The organism is Ornithinimicrobium humiphilum (genome assembly GCF_006716885.1).
GTDB lineage: Bacteria > Actinomycetota > Actinomycetes > Actinomycetales > Dermatophilaceae > Ornithinicoccus > Ornithinicoccus humiphilus.
In genome coordinates this window covers 342,487-356,432 of sequence record NZ_VFPU01000001.1, presented here as the reverse complement: position 1 = coordinate 356,432, position 13,946 = coordinate 342,487, and the positions used below count along the sequence as shown (strand labels likewise).

At 73.1% G+C, this 13,946-nt stretch carries 14 protein-coding genes; 4 read left to right on the top strand and 10 right to left on the bottom strand.

Annotated elements, in window-relative coordinates; genetic code table 11:
* Positions 1–19: 19 nt before the first annotated feature.
* The 6 genes from FB476_RS01615 to FB476_RS01590 all read right to left on the bottom strand — a co-directional run bounded on the left by FB476_RS01615 (position 20) and on the right by FB476_RS01590 (position 5,252).
* Complete coding sequence (locus tag FB476_RS01615) at positions 20–1,318, bottom strand: adenylosuccinate synthase (protein WP_141817236.1); 1,299 nt, start codon at positions 1,316–1,318, stop codon at positions 20–22.
* Positions 1,319–1,359: 41 nt separating this feature from the next.
* The gene (locus tag FB476_RS01610; RefSeq protein WP_141817235.1) at positions 1,360–2,346 is read right to left on the bottom strand and encodes a helix-turn-helix transcriptional regulator; all 987 of its coding nucleotides are present in this window, start codon (positions 2,344–2,346) and stop codon (positions 1,360–1,362) included.
* Positions 2,347–2,535: 189 nt separating this feature from the next.
* Positions 2,536–2,937, bottom strand: coding sequence for a DUF3151 domain-containing protein (locus tag FB476_RS01605; RefSeq protein WP_141817234.1), 402 nt, complete (start codon positions 2,935–2,937; stop codon positions 2,536–2,538).
* Complete coding sequence (gene fbaA, locus FB476_RS01600; RefSeq protein ID WP_141817233.1) at positions 2,934–3,962, bottom strand: class II fructose-bisphosphate aldolase; 1,029 nt, start codon at positions 3,960–3,962, stop codon at positions 2,934–2,936. Before fbaA ends, FB476_RS01605 begins: the two co-directional genes overlap by 4 nt.
* Positions 3,963–4,050: 88 nt before the next feature.
* Positions 4,051–4,671, bottom strand: coding sequence for a TrmH family RNA methyltransferase (locus FB476_RS01595; RefSeq protein WP_202876871.1), 621 nt, complete (start codon positions 4,669–4,671; stop codon positions 4,051–4,053).
* Positions 4,668–5,252 (bottom strand): DedA family protein, encoded by a 585-nt coding sequence (locus FB476_RS01590; RefSeq protein ID WP_141819708.1) that lies wholly within the window; start codon positions 5,250–5,252, stop codon positions 4,668–4,670. The genes FB476_RS01595 and FB476_RS01590 overlap by 4 nt, the downstream gene beginning before the upstream one ends.
* Before the next feature lie 304 nt (positions 5,253–5,556).
* Here FB476_RS01590 and FB476_RS01585 point away from each other — a divergent pair, with 304 nt between their 5' ends.
* Both FB476_RS01585 and FB476_RS01580 read left to right on the top strand, forming a co-directional pair.
* On the top strand, positions 5,557–7,101 hold the full coding sequence (locus tag FB476_RS01585) for a sunset domain-containing protein (protein ID WP_141817232.1): 1,545 nt from the start codon (positions 5,557–5,559) through the stop codon (positions 7,099–7,101).
* 383 nt (positions 7,102–7,484) lie between these two features.
* Positions 7,485–9,137 carry a C40 family peptidase gene (locus tag FB476_RS01580; protein ID WP_141817231.1) on the top strand — a complete coding sequence of 551 codons (1,653 nt, stop codon included), beginning with the start codon at positions 7,485–7,487 and terminating at the stop codon, positions 9,135–9,137.
* 106 nt (positions 9,138–9,243) lie between these two features.
* Here FB476_RS01580 and pyrE read toward each other — a convergent pair whose 3' ends face one another.
* Positions 9,244–9,789: an orotate phosphoribosyltransferase gene (gene pyrE / locus FB476_RS01575; protein ID WP_141817230.1), complete on the bottom strand. Its 546-nt coding sequence runs from the start codon at positions 9,787–9,789 to the stop codon at positions 9,244–9,246.
* Between the two features lie 22 nt (positions 9,790–9,811).
* Positions 9,812–10,597 carry an SDR family NAD(P)-dependent oxidoreductase gene (locus tag FB476_RS01570; protein ID WP_141817229.1) on the bottom strand — a complete coding sequence of 262 codons (786 nt, stop codon included), beginning with the start codon at positions 10,595–10,597 and terminating at the stop codon, positions 9,812–9,814.
* 81 nt (positions 10,598–10,678) lie between these two features.
* Here FB476_RS01570 and FB476_RS01565 point away from each other — a divergent pair, with 81 nt between their 5' ends.
* On the top strand, positions 10,679–11,089 hold the full coding sequence (locus tag FB476_RS01565; protein ID WP_141817228.1) for a hypothetical protein: 411 nt from the start codon (positions 10,679–10,681) through the stop codon (positions 11,087–11,089).
* Positions 11,090–11,134: 45 nt separating this feature from the next.
* Positions 11,135–11,935 carry an exodeoxyribonuclease III gene (locus tag FB476_RS01560; protein ID WP_141817227.1) on the top strand — a complete coding sequence of 267 codons (801 nt, stop codon included), beginning with the start codon at positions 11,135–11,137 and terminating at the stop codon, positions 11,933–11,935.
* 240 nt (positions 11,936–12,175) lie between these two features.
* Here the strand turns inward: FB476_RS01560 and FB476_RS01555 are convergent, their stop codons facing one another.
* Both FB476_RS01555 and FB476_RS01550 read right to left on the bottom strand, forming a co-directional pair.
* Positions 12,176–13,354 (bottom strand): MFS transporter, encoded by a 1,179-nt coding sequence (locus tag FB476_RS01555; protein ID WP_238329502.1) that lies wholly within the window; start codon positions 13,352–13,354, stop codon positions 12,176–12,178.
* Positions 13,351–13,932, bottom strand: coding sequence for an HhH-GPD-type base excision DNA repair protein (locus FB476_RS01550; RefSeq protein WP_141817226.1), 582 nt, complete (start codon positions 13,930–13,932; stop codon positions 13,351–13,353). The genes FB476_RS01555 and FB476_RS01550 overlap by 4 nt, the downstream gene beginning before the upstream one ends.
* Positions 13,933–13,946: the final 14 nt, after the last annotated feature.

Genomic DNA, 13,946 nt, shown 5'->3' with positions numbered 1-13,946 from the left:
GGGCCCGGGGGGGCGCTGGTCAGGCGGCGGGGCCGCCCACCATGTCGTGCAGGACGATCGACTGGTCACGGCCCGGGCCGACACCGATGACCGAGACGCGGGTGCCCATGAGCTCCTCGAGCCGGCGGACGTAGCGCTGGGCGTTGACGGGCAGGTCCTCGAAGGTGCGGCAGCCGGTGATGTCCTCCGACCAGCCGGGCAGCTCCTCGTAGACCGGCCGGGCGTGGTGGAAGTCGGACTGGTTGACCGGCATCTCGTCGAAGCGCGTGCCCTGGACGTCGTAGGCGACGCAGACCGGGATCCGCTCGAGCCCGGTGAGCACGTCGAGCTTGGTGATGACCATGTCGGTGATGCCGTTGATGCGCTGGGCGAAGCGGCCGATGACGACGTCGGCCCACCCGCACCGCCGCGGGCGGCCGGTGGTCGTGCCGTACTCGTGCCCGGCGTCGCGCAGGAACTGGCCGTCGTCGTCGAGCAGCTCGGTCGGGAACGGACCCTCGCCGACACGGGTGGTGTAGGCCTTGAAGATGCCGATGACCCGGTCGACGCGCGTCGGGGGCACGCCCGAGCCGGTGCAGGCGCCGCCCGCGGTGGCATTGGAGGACGTCACGAACGGGTAGGTGCCGTGGTCGACGTCGAGCAGGGTGGCCTGCCCGGCCTCGAAGAGCACCGTCTCGCCGCGGTCGAGGGCGTTGTTGAGCTCCAGGGCGGTGTCGGTGACCATCGGGCGGATCCGCTCGGCGTGGCGGAGCAGCTCCTCCATCACCTCGTCGACCTCGACCGCGCGGCGGTTGTAGATCTTCACGAGCAGCTGGTTCTTGGTCGCCAGGGCGGCCTCGACCTTCTGCCGCAGGATCGACTCGTCGTAGAGGTCCTGGACCCGGATGCCGACGCGGCTCATCTTGTCGGCGTAGGTCGGACCGATCCCGCGACCTGTCGTGCCGATCTTGCGGCTGCCGAGGAAGCGCTCGGTCACCTTGTCGAGCACCCGGTTGTAGGGCGGGATGACGTGGGCGTTGGCGCTGATCTGCAGCTTGGAGACGTCGACGCCACGCTCCGCGAGCCCGTCGAGCTCGGTGATGAGGACGGCCAGGTCGATGACCACGCCGTTGGCGATGACGGGCGTGCACCCCGGGGAGAGGATGCCGCTGGGGAGGAGGTGGAGGGCGTACTTCTGGTCGCCGATGACGACGGTGTGGCCGGCGTTGTTGCCGCCGTTGAACTTCACCACGTAGTCCACCTCGCTGCCGAGGAGGTCGGTGGCCTTGCCCTTGCCCTCGTCGCCCCACTGGGCGCCCACCAGGACGATCGCTGGCATTCGCTGACCTTTCGCTACGGCAACCGGCTTGTCCCCCCAGCCTAACGTCGTCCGCGGTCGAGCAGACCCAGCCGTCCCACGGCCAGCCCCAGCTGGTAGCGCGTGTCGGCGGCGTGCTCCTCCATGAGGGCGGCGATCCGGCGCCGCACGGTGCGCAGCGAGAGGCCCAGCTGACGGGCGATCGCCTCGTCCTTGAAACCCAGGGCGAGCAGCTCCAGGAGGCGGATCTCCCCCTCCGAGGCGTCCTGGCCGAGAGCCGGCTCGGCCCGGCGCCAGAGCTCCTCGAAGAGCACCGTGAAGGCGTCGATCAGCACCGGCTCGCGCACCAGGAGGTAGTCCTCGTCCACCCCGCCGGTGGGCAGGACGACCCCGCTGCGACCGAAGACCCCGAAGCTGCGGGGGATGGAGTCCATGGGAAGGAAGCGCTGCTGCTCGCCGCCGACGGCCCGGGCCTCGGCAAAGGCCGCCCAGCGCGGGCTCTCCAGCACGTGCTGGGAGAAGACCGTGCGGGCACCGCGCCCCTCGGCGATCCAGCGCCGACGCTGTCGCTGGACCTCCTCGTCGTGGCCGGGGCCGTACTCGATGTAGCGGATGACCTGGAGCAACGGCCCGTCCGAGGTGCGCAGCAGCAGGTCGACGGCGGCACCCGCCTCGGACGGCGCGACCCGCTCCCACGGGGGCGTGCGCGGGCCCGAGAGCTGGAGCCCACGCCGGTAGTCGTACTCGAAGGCCGCGAGCGTCTCCCGCAGCTCCAGCAGGCGGCGGCGACGGCTGTCGAGCTCGACCTCCTCGCTGTCGAGCAGGCGCCCCACGGTCGCGCGCGGGTCGTCGACCCGGACCGTCCCGTCGGCGGCCTGCCGGACCAGCCCCAGCCGCTCGAGCTGGGTCAGGGTCTCCTCGGTGTGCCGGGGCGACCAGCCCACCGCCTCGGCGTGGTCGGCTACGGTGCCGGGAAGGCTGCGCAGCACGTGCCGGTAGAGCAGCACCGCCTCGTCCCCCAGGTCGAAGGTCGCTGGTTGAGGAATCACGTATGGCAGGTTAGGGCCACTGGCAGCGTTAGGCCACCCGCGCGCGGCGAAGTCTGGTTACATTGGCCTCACGGGCAATACCGTCAGGGGACGCGAGTGCCCGTCTCAGGGGGCGCGGTCGGCGCCGGGGGCCTCGGTGCCGACCGCGCGAGGGGGACCGGGTCAGCTCCGCACCGAGACCGCTGACGTCTACAGCCCCAGGATCCGCGCGGCCTCCACCGACGAGGCCCGCAGGAACTCCGTGCAGCGGACCTCTTCCTCGGTCTCCCCGATCCGGCCGGCCGCGCGCGCCAGCGCCCCGAGGGCCCGCAGGAAGCCCTGGTTGGGCTCGTGCTCCCACGGCACCGGGCCCTGGCCGCGCCACCCGGCGCGGCGCAGGGAGTCGAGGCCGCGGTGGTAACCGGTGCGGGCGAAGGCGTAGGCGCCGACGTCGTCGCCCTCCTGCAGCGCCCGCTCTGCCAGCGCGGCCCACGCCAGGCTCGAGGCGGGGTGGGCGGTGGCCACGGCCCGCGGGTCCTGCCCCTCGCGGAGCGCCGCGGTGGCCGGGTCCTCGGGCAGGCGGGTCTCGGGGATGCCGAGCAGGTCGGTCACAGCGAGGTTCCCGCCGAGCGCAGGTGCTCGCAGGCCTCGACGACCCGGGCCGCCATGGAGGCCTCGGCCTCCTTGCCCCAGGTGCGGGGGTCGTAGAGCTTCTTGTTGCCGACCTCGCCGTCGATCTTCAGCACGCCGTCGTAGTTCTTCATCATGAAGCCGGCGACCGGGCGGGTGAAGGCGTACTGGGTGTCGGTGTCGATGTTCATCTTCACGACGCCGTAGTCGACCGCGTCGGAGATCTCCTGGGCGCTGGAGCCGGAGCCGCCGTGGAAGACGAGGTCGAAGGGACGCTCGCCCTCGGGCAGGCCGAGCTCGCGGGCCGCGGCCGCCTGGGCCTCCTTGAGGATCTCAGGGCGCAGCTTGACGTTGCCCGGCTTGTAGACGCCGTGGACGTTGCCGAAGGTCAGGGCCGTCAGGTAGCGGGCCTTGTCGGCACCGCCGAGCGCCCGCACGGTGGCGATGGCGTCCTCGGGGGTGGTGTAGAGCTGCTCGTTGATCTCGTTGGCGACGCCGTCCTCCTCGCCGCCGACGACGCCGATCTCGACCTCGAGGATCGTCCGGGCGCGGGCGGAGAGCTGGAGCAGCTCCTCGGCGATCTGCAGGTTCTCCTCCAGCGGGGTGGCGGAGCCGTCCCACATGTGCGACTGGAAGTAGGGGAGGCCGCCCTGCTCGACACGCTCGATGGAGGCGGCCAGCAGCGGACGGACGAAGGTGTCGAGCTTGTCCTTGGGGCAGTGGTCGGTGTGCAGCGCGATGTTGACGCTGTACTTCTTGGCCACCTCGTGGGCGAACGCGCTGAACGCGAGAGCGCCCGTGACCATCTCCTTGACGTTCTGGCCCGAGAAGTACTCGGCGCCACCGGTGGAGACCTGGATGATGCCGTCGCTCCCGGCGTCCGCGAAGCCCTTGAGGGCGGCGTTGAGGGTCTGGCTCGAGGTCACGTTGATCGCCGGGTAGGCGAAGCTGCCGGACTTCGCCCGGTCGATCATCTCGGCGTAGACCTCGGGGGTGGCGATGGGCATGGGTCCTCCTCGGAACGCGGCTGTGCGGTCGGCTGGCCCCATGCTCGCACAGCCGTGCCGCGCCGCGGCCGCCGGTCCGTGGGAGGCGTCAGGAGCGAGCGGCGTGCTGCAGGGCCCAGTGGTACATGACGATCGCCGCGGCCGCGCCGGCGTTCACCGAGCGGGTCGAGCCGTACTGCGTGATCGCCAGCACCACCTCGCTGGCCTCCAGCGCCTCGGGGCTGAGCCCGGGACCCTCCTGGCCGAGCAGGAGCACGCAGCGCCGGGGCACGGCATACCCCTCGAGGGGTCGCGACCCGGGGACGTTGTCCACACCGAGGATCGGCAGCCCCTCCTCACGCGCCCAGGCGGCGAGGGAGGCGACGTCCGGGTGGTGGTGCTCGTGCTGGTAGCGGTCGGTGACCATCGCGCCGCGGCGGTTCCACCGGCGACGTCCGACGATGTGGAAGGCGGCGGCGTTGAAGGCGTTGGCGGTGCGCACGACGGAGCCGATGTTGAAGTCGTGCTCCCAGTTCTCCACCGCGACGTGGAAGTCGTGACGGTGCTGGTCGAGGTCCGCGACGATCGCCTCGTGCCGCCAGTAGCGGTAGCGGTCGAGCACGTTGCGCCGGTCGCCCTCGCGGAGCAGCTCGGGGTCGAGGTGCGCGGGCAGGTTCCCCTCCGGGGCCTCCGGCCAGGACCCCTCCCAGGGCCCGACCCCGACGGTCACGCGGCCCGGTCCCGCTGCATCCGCCGGACGCGGGACACCACGAACCAGCCGACGAAGAGCACGACGGCGACGAGGACGATCTTCTGGAAGACGTCGGCGTACTGCTCGACGACGTGCCAGTTCTCGCCGAGCTGGTAGCCGGCGACGACGAAGAGCGAGTTCCAGATCAGGCTGCCGGCCGTCGTCAGGCCGACGAAGATCGGCAGCGGCATCCGCTCGATGCCCGCGGGGATGGAGATGAGGCTGCGGAAGATCGGGATCATCCGGCCGAAGAAGATCGCCTTGGTGCCGTGCCGCTCGAACCACGCCTCGGTCTTGTCGAGGTCCTCGAGCGTGACGAGCGGCAGCATCCCCCAGACCTTCCGGAAGCGCTCGCGCCCGAAGACCGCACCCAGGGTGTAGAGCAAGAGGGCGCCGACGACCGACCCGGCCGTGGTCCAGGCGATGGCGCCGGCGACGGTGAAGGTGCCCTGGCTCGCGGTGAAGCCGGCCAGCGGCAGGATCACCTCGCTCGGCAGCGGCGGGAAGAGGTTCTCGGCCGCGATGATCAACCCCGCTCCCGGCCCGCCAAGGCGTTCCATCACGTCCACGGCCCAGCCGGCCACACCGGTCAGCTCGGTCTGGGTGCTCACACGCTTCTCCTGTCGGGGGGGGGGGAGGGGGTCGCCGTCGATTCTCCCATCCGGTGACGGCAGGGGTCGGTCGTGCGAGCACCCGCTCCCGCCGGAGGCTCTCCCCCAGGGTGGCGGGGGGGTGGCCCGCGGGGGCGGCGCCACGGGGCCTGATCCCGTGCGCGACCTGCGGCGTCGCACTACGGTGGGCTCAGCGCCGCAACATCGCGGGTGCCTCGGACGCGGCCCCGGCCGTCACTAGGAGGAACACCTCATGGACGACACGACGAAGTGGATCATGATCATCCTGCTGCTGCTGCTCATCGCGGCCGCGGTGTTCATGCTCCTGCGCTCCCCCGGGAAGGACAACGGCGACGGCGACGCGGATTCCGGCAGCGGGGGTGCGACCGGCACCCCCGACCGGGCGACCGACCGCCTGACCTCGCCGGAGCGCGAGGACCGCGACGTCTACGACCAGGACGCCGACCTGCGCGCGTCGGAGGCGGCTCCCGCGGCCGGGGCCGGGGCCGGGGCGGCGGCCATCGCCGCGTCCGGCGCAGGGTCGACGCACCAGGCCGACGACGCCGACGAGCCGTTCCCGAACGAGCCCGGGGACTACGACGCCGACCGGACCGACGACGCCGACCTCGCCCCGACCGGGGGGCCGCAGGTCGAGGACCCCTCGCTCTACGACGAGCCCGTGGACGACGAACCCGTCGCCCCCGCCGACGTCCCGCCGACGCACTTCGACGACGGCACCGGGCACGACCCCGAGAACACCTCGGCCGGGTGGGACCAGCCCGACCAGCCCGCGACCGACGTCGCCCCGATGCCGGGCACCGCCGAGGTCACGCCCCTCACCGATGCGGACGTCGACGAGGGCGCCAGCGAGGAACCGCTGACCCGCGGCGAGCAGGAGCCGGTCGACCTCGGCGCGGACGAGGCACCGCCCGCCGCCTACGACGACGGCCCGTCCTACGAGGCCTACGAGGAGCCCCCCGTCCCCGAGGCACCCGTGTCCGAGGAGCCCCCGGGCGCCGAGGCTCCCGTGGAGCAGTCCTTCGGCGACGAGGCTCCTGCCCAGGCCAGCGACGACGACGCGTCGGGTGAGGAGTACCCCGTCGGCGACAGCACCACCTACCGGGCCGCCGGCGGCGAGGCGGTCGTGGTCGACGACGAGGGTCCCTGGGACGCCGACGCCCGCACCGAGGGCGACGACCGCACCTGGGAGCAGACGCACGCCGGCCCGGTCGACGACCTGACGACGGCGACGGCGACGGCGACGGACACGACCGACGCTGGCGACACCGGCACGTCCACCCAAGAGCCCGTCACCGGCACCGGCTGGGACACCCCGGCCGACGGCGGCACCGACGCCCCGGAGACCGCCGACGACATCGTGGCGCGTGCGGACCACGGCCCGGACACCACGGACGACGGCGCCGGCGCACCCGCCGCGGCGCCGCTCTACGTCGACCCGGACGCGCCCGCGGTCACCCCGACCGCCGAGCCCGCTCCCGCGTCGGACGCCACCGCCGGGTCGTGGGACTCCCCGGCGTCGGAGGACACCGCCCCGGCCGTCGAGGACACGGGCGCCGCGCCCGTCTTCTCGGAGTCGGTCTACGGCGCCGGGTCCGCCGAGCCGCTTCCGGACGGCTCCGGCCCCGCCGGCTGGGAGATCAAGGGCAACGTCGGCTCGATGCTCTTCCACACCCCCGAGTCGCCGAGCTACGACAGCGTGCGCGCGGAGGTCTGGTTCGAGAGCGAGGAGGCCGCCCGCGCGGCCGGCTTCGCGCACTGGGACCGCCGCCGCCGCTGACCGACCAGCCCGAGGGGCCCCGCCGACCACCGTGTCGGCGGGGCCCTTTCGTCGTGGTCCGGGGGCTCGTGGCGACGCCCCACCCGTCACACCAGGACACGCCCACCACGGCCTTCCGTGAGTCGCCTGTGACGCCCGAAACGGGTGTGACATCGCCACAAATCTGCTGGTCAGCGAGTTACACCGGTGTGATATCCGGCGTGACCTGCGGCGTTGTCGCAACGCTGTGACGAAAATCACAGAGTTACATGCTTGTGGTTCCCCCAGGAAACGCCCAGCCAGCCCGGTGCGGGTCTTGCGCCCCCGCAGATTCCTGGCTTCACTGCTCCTGTCCCGCTCGTCCCCTGTGAGTGTCCCGCCCCCGATTTCAGATGGATTGGTCTATGACGTCCCGCACGCGCAGTCTGTCCCGCACCCTGATCGCGGTCACCGCAGCCACGGCACCGGTGGTCGCCCTCGCGCCGACCGCGCAGGCTGCCCCCGCTCCTCAGCTCCCGCGCACGCCGCAGCTGCCCGCCACCCCGAAGGCACCGGCGACCCCGCGGGTCCTGCCGACGGTCGACCAGAACACCGTGACCCGCTGGGTGAGCGTCCCGGTGGCCAACGTGCGCTCCGGGCCGGGCACGAACTACAGCGTCGTCGGGACGAAGACGCAGGGGACGGCCCTCAAGGGCACCCTGACCACCGGTGGCTGGCTCAAGGTGTCCGCCAACCAGTACCTCGCGCCGTCCGTCGTCTCGGCGACCAACCCCGCCCCCTCCGCGGGGTCGGGCTCCACGGGGCAGACCGTGACGATGTACCTGTCGGTCAAGGTCGGCAACGTCCGCTCCGGCCCCGGTCTGGAGCACCGCGTCGTCGGGACGATGCTCAGCGGCACCGCCGTGACGGGCACCATGACCTCCAACGGCTGGCTCAAGGTCGGCACCGACCGCTACCTCAGCAGCACGATCCTCACCTCGACCGCCCCCTCGGCCCCGGGTGCGGGCTCCGGCGGCGGCGTCGTCACCGCTCCGCAGGCGGAGACGGTGTCACGCTGGGTGAGCGTCCCGGTCGCCAACGTCCGCAAGGGCCCCTCGACCACCCACGCCGTGGTCGGCACCAAGACCGCCGGCGCCGAGGTGCGCGGCACGCTGGCCGACAACGGCTGGCTGAAGATCTCCGACACCCAGTACATGGCGCCGTCGGTGCTCACCGCGAGCGCCCCGGCGGGCAGCACGCCCAGCGCCCCGTCGTCCTCGCGAGCCTCGGCCTACGTCACCGCGGCGGTGGCCAACGTCCGCTCCGGCCCGGGCCTGAACTACTCGATCGTCGGCACCACCACCGCCGGCACCAAGCTCACCGGCACGTGGACCAGCAACGACTGGTTGGACCTGGGCAACGGCCGCTACGTCAGCGGGCTCGTGCTCAGCAGCGCGCCGGCGCCGACCACGCCCGCCCCCGCGCCGCCGGCCGCCCAGAAGGTCGACCGCTGGGTCAGCGTCGCCGTGGCCAACGTCCGCTCCGGGCCCGGCACGACCTACTCGATCGTGGGCACCAAGACCCAGGGCACCAAGGTCACCGGTGAGCTGACCTCCAACGGGTGGCTGAAGATCAGCTCCACCCAGTACATGGCGCCCAGCGTGCTGTCCTCGACGCCGCCGGCGAGCAACCCGGCCCCGGCCCCGGCCCCCGCCCCGCCGGCCCCGACGCCGCTGCGGCAGTCGCTGCTCAACACGGCGGCGCAGTACGTCGGCTTCCCGTACGTGCTCTACGGGACCCCGCCGAACGCCTTCGACTGCTCCGCCTACACCTGGTGGATCTACAAGCAGAACGGGATCAACATCCCCAACACCGTGCGTGACCAGCGCACCTTCGTCATCCCGGTCACCGACCCCCAGCCGGGCGACCTGGTCTTCTACAAGAACTACTACCACGTGGGTCTCTACGCCGGGAACGGCATGAGCTACGAGGCGCAGAACCCCTCGACCGGCGTGGTCTACGGCAAGATCTGGGACCGGCCCGAGAACGTCTGGTACGGCCGGGTCCCCGGCGTCTGAGCCGGCCCGACGAGCCCGGAGCCCCCGCACAAGGGGAAGGTGCGGGGGCTCCGTCGTGCCCGGGGTCAGGGGTGTGCGATGCCCGCGGCACCGCAGATCCTGGGTCTCAGGCGAGGCCGAGGTCGGTCAGCGAGTAGGCGAAGCGGTAGTCCAGGCCGGTCTCGCGGATGCGCTCCTCGGCGCCGCTGGCCCGGTCGGCGATGACCGCCACCGCGACGACCTCGGCTCCGGCCTCGCGCAGCGCCTCGATCGCGGTCAGCGGGGAGCCGCCGGTCGTGGAGGTGTCCTCGACGACGAGCACGCGGCGGCCCGTCACCGAGGGGCCCTCGACCCGCTGCTGCAGGCCGTGCGCCTTCTCGGCCTTGCGCACGACGAAGGCGTCCAGCCGCTGCCCGCGGCGGTGCGCGGCGTGCAGCATGGCGGTGGCGACCGGGTCGGCACCCATCGTCAGACCGCCCACGGCGTCGAACTCGAGGTCGGCGACCAGGTCGAGCATGACGTCGCCGACGAGCGGCGCGGCCTCGCCGTGGAGGGTGATGCGGCGCAGGTCGACGTAGTAGTCGGCCTCCCGGCCGGAGGAGAGCGTGACCCGGCCGTGCACGACGGCCTTGTCCGTGATGAGCTCGAGCAGGCGGTCGCGTGCGGCAGTCATGGCACGGAGCGTAGTCGCCCGCTCAGCCGAGCCGGTCCTGCGGTCGACGCCGGGTGGCCAGGGCCCCCGAGACCCGCCTGCTGACCCGCCGCGGCACGACGCGCAGCACGCCCACGACGCCCTTGTAGACCGGCGACGGCACCGAGACGACCTTCCCGGCGGCTACGGCGTCGAGGCCGGCGGCGACGACCGAGGGCGCGTCGAGCCAGAGCCGGTCGGGCAGCCGCGACATGTCCATCTCCGCGCGCTGGTGGAACTCCGTCCGCACGAAGCCCGGGCACAGCGCCGTCACGTGCACGCCGTGGAGCGCGAGCTCGGTCGCCAGCCCCTCGGAGAGCACGGTCACGTAGGCCTTGATCGCCGAGTAGTGGCCCATCGCGGTGAACGAGGCGACCGAGGAGACGTTGAGGATGCCGCCCGTGCCGCGCTCGCGCATCGCCCCGCCGGCGGCGTGGCAGAGCACCATCACGGCCCGCACCATGACGTCGAGGGCGTGCTCCTCCTCCTCGAGGTCGTTGCGCACGAACGCCCGGCGCGAGCCGAGGCCCGCGTTGTTGACGAGCAGGTCCACCGGCCGGTCGGGGTCGGACACCCGGCCGGCCACCCGGCCCAGCTGCTCGCGGTCGGCGAGGTCGGCCACCAGCACCTCCACCGTGATCCCGTGGCGCCCTGCGAGCTCCTCGGCGAGGGCGTCCAGCCGCTCGCGGTCGCGGGCGACCAGGACCAGGTCGGAGCCACGGGCGGCCAGCTGCTCGGCGAACTCCCGACCGAGTCCGGCGGAGGCGCCGGTGACGAGTGCGACGGACATGCCCCGAGCGTATGCGGTGCACCGCGCCGGGGCGGCCCGTGACGGCTACGCTGGCGGTCCCGCAGGACCAGGAGGTGGGCGGTGCCGGAGTTCGCGTTCGACGTGCTCGTCGAGGACCCGCCCGAGCAGGTCTGGGAGCGGCTCTGGGACCTGCGCCGCCACACCGCCACGGTGCCCCTGACGACGGTCGCCGGCGAGCCGCTGCGCGAGGGCGCCCGCTTCACCGGCCGGACCGCGGTGGGACCGTTGGGGTTTGACGACGACATGGTCGTCCGCACCTGGGAGCCGCCGCGGCTCGCGGTGGTCGACAAGGTCGGTCGCGTCCTCACGGGCACGATCACGGTGACGCTGACCCGCACGGCCCGGGGCACGTCGGTCCGGTGGCGGCAGACTTATGGCGCCGCCCTCGTGCCGGACCGCCTGGCCGCGCTGGCGCGCCCGGCCGTGCGCACGGCATACCGGAGCGCGGTGCGGAGGATCACCGCCCCCTGAGCCCGGCCGGCTCGCGCGCGACCCGCCCCACCTAGGCTGGGCCGCGTGCGTATCGCCACCTGGAACTGCAACAGCATCCGAACCCGCGTCGACCGCGTCGTCGCCTTCCTCGAGCGGCACGACGTCGACGTGCTGGCGCTGCAGGAGACCAAGTGCCGGGACGACCAGTTCCCGATGATGCCCTTCCAGGCGGCGGGATATGACGTCGCGCACGTCGGCTACAACCAGTGGAACGGCGTCGCGGTCGTCTCCCGGGTGGGGCTGGAGGACGTGCAGGTCGGCTTCGAGGGGATGCCGACGTGGGGCGAGGGCGAGGACGCGGCCGCCGAGGCCCGCGCGCTGGGCGCGACCTGTGGCGGCGTCCGGATCTGGTCGCTCTACGTGCCCAACGGCCGCTCGTTGGTCGACCCGCACCTGCTCTACAAGCTGGACTGGCTGCGGGCGCTGCGCGAGGCCGGCGAGGGCTGGCTGCGCGAGGACCCCGAGGCGCCGATCGCGCTCATGGGCGACTGGAACATCGCGCCCACCGACGAGGACGTGTGGTCGGTCGAGTACTACGAGGGGCGTACCCACACCTCGCCCGAGGAGCGGGCCGCCTTCCAGGGTGTCGTCGACGTGGGCTTCGCCGACGTCACGCGCGAGCACACGCCGGGGCCGGGGACCTACACCTACTGGGACTACACCCAGCTGGCCTTCCCCAAGCGCCGCGGCATGCGCATCGACTTCTGCCTCGGCAGCCCCGGCCTGGCGCGCCGCGTCGAGGGGGCGTTCATCGACCGGGACGAGCGGAAGGGCAAGGGGGCGAGCGACCACGCGCCTGTCGTCGTCGACCTGACAGTCGGCTGAGGACACGGAGCGCAGCGCAGCGAGCACCGGCCCGGAGGACGGCGCGGAAGGTCGACAGAGAGCAGGGTCGACCTGACAGCCGGCTGAGGACACGGAGCGCAGCGCAGCGAGCACCGGCCCGGAGGACGGCGCGGAAGGTCGACAGAAACTCGACCTGACAGCCGGCTGAGGACACGGAGCGCAGCGCAGCGAGCACCGGCCCGGAAGACGGCGCGGAAGGTCGACAGAAACTCGCGTGAGCTAGCGGCGGGCGCGCAGCGCCAGCGGCAGCGTGAGCGCCACGAGGACCGCGGTGATGGCCGTCCCCACGCCGAAGCCGCTGCCGACCGCGACGGCACCGACGAGCACCGAGCCGGAGGCGGTGCCGGCGTCGAAGCCGGCGTTCCACAGCGCACTGGCCGCGCCCACCCGCTGCGGGCCCGCCACCTCGAAGGCGCGGATCATCGTCAGGCTCTGCAGGGCGCCGTAGCCGGAGCCGACGATCGCGCAGGCGAGCAGCCAGGGCACGACCTCGCCGGTCGTGACCGGCTCGTGCACCAGCCAGGCGAGCCACGCCAGCCCGGCCGCGGCCACCACCACGAACGGCCACGCCAGCCGCCCCGCGCCGAAGCGGTCGGCCAGGCCCCCGACCCGCCAGCGCACCAGCGTCGAGACGAGCCCGAAGACGAACAGCCCGGCGGCCGACAGCCACGCCACCGCGACCATCTGCGGGGCGAAGGTGATGAGCCCGCCGCCCGCGAGGGTGATGGCCATGAGCACCAGGGTCGGCGGGAGGACCGCCAGGTAGGCCCCCCGCGCCGGGGGCTGGCCCTCCGCGGCCGGGTGGCGACTGTCGGAGGTCGCCCGGTCGGGCAGGTGGCGGGCGAGCGCGAAGCACCACGGGATGCCGACGACCGGCACCGCGCTGAGCGCGAAGACCGGCCAGAAGGCCCAGGCCTCGGAGATCCAGCCACCGACCGGCATCAGCAGCACGTTGGGGGCGGCGAGCGCCAGCGAGTAGGCACCGACCGCAGCTCCCCGGCGCAGCGGGTCGACGAGCAGGACGGCGGCCGCGCTGGCCGCGACCGTGAGGATGCCGAAGCCCACGCCCCGCACGGCGGACAGCAGCAGGATGACGTCGAGCCGGTCGCTGAGGACGTGCAGCAGGGCGGGCACGCCGAGCAGCAGGAGCGACAGCGAGAGGGTCGGACCCCACCCGAGCCGGCGGATGACGGCGGGCACCGCGAACTGCGTGGCCACGGTCGCGCCGAGCAGCACGAAGTTGACCAGGCCGGCACCGGCGGAGTCGGCCCCGCCGTGCACGGCCCACAGCGGCGCGACCGGCAGCAGTGCGGCATAGCCCGCGAAGCCGACGAAGGCGGCCACCGCGAGCGGCACCATGCCGGGGACGGCCCAGATGCCGCCTCCCGTGCGGGTCACGCCTTCGCGGCGCGTGCCGCGGCCTTCTTCTCCTTCTTGTAGGCACGCACCTTGGTCAGGGAGTCGGCGTCGGTGACGTCGGCGATCGACATGTGCACGCCGTCGCGGCCGTAGTCACCGGCGGCCTCGCGCCAGCCGGATGCCTCGAGGCCGCGCTGCTTGCCGAGGAGGGCCAGGAAGATCCGGGCCTTCTGGTCGCCGAAGCCGGGCAGCGCCTTGAGCCGGCGCAGCACCTCCTTGCCGTCGGGCTCGCCCTGGGTCCAGATCGCCGCGGCGTCACCGTCCCAGTCGCGCACGACGGCGGTCGCGAGATCGTGCACGCGCTGCCCCATCGACTTCGGGAAGCGGTGGACCGCCGGCGGGGTCGCGCACAGCGCGATGAACTCCTCCGGGTCGGTGGCCGCGATCGCCTCCGGGTCGACCGAGCCGAGGCGCTCGACGATCTTGCGCGGCCCGTCGAAGGCCACCTCCATCGGGATCTGCTGGTCGAGCAGCATGCCGGTGAGCAGCGCGAACGGGTGCTCGGTGAGGATGCGGTCGGCCTCGGGCGTGCCGACGAGGTGGAGGGTCTGGCTCATGCCCCGATGGTAGG

Coding starts and splice junctions, on each gene's coding strand:
- FB476_RS01615 (WP_141817236.1), bottom strand. CDS start 1,318: ATGCCAGCGATCGTCCTGGTGGGCGCCCAGTGGGGCGACGAGGGCAAG.
- fbaA (WP_141817233.1), bottom strand. CDS start 3,962: ATGCCCATCGCCACCCCCGAGGTCTACGCCGAGATGATCGACCGGGCG.
- FB476_RS01590 (WP_141819708.1), bottom strand. CDS start 5,252: ATGGAACGCCTTGGCGGGCCGGGAGCGGGGTTGATCATCGCGGCCGAG.
- FB476_RS01585 (WP_141817232.1), top strand. CDS start 5,557: ATGGACGACACGACGAAGTGGATCATGATCATCCTGCTGCTGCTGCTC.
- FB476_RS01580 (WP_141817231.1), top strand. CDS start 7,485: ATGACGTCCCGCACGCGCAGTCTGTCCCGCACCCTGATCGCGGTCACC.
- pyrE (WP_141817230.1), bottom strand. CDS start 9,789: ATGACTGCCGCACGCGACCGCCTGCTCGAGCTCATCACGGACAAGGCC.
- FB476_RS01570 (WP_141817229.1), bottom strand. CDS start 10,597: ATGTCCGTCGCACTCGTCACCGGCGCCTCCGCCGGACTCGGTCGGGAG.
- FB476_RS01550 (WP_141817226.1), bottom strand. CDS start 13,932: ATGAGCCAGACCCTCCACCTCGTCGGCACGCCCGAGGCCGACCGCATC.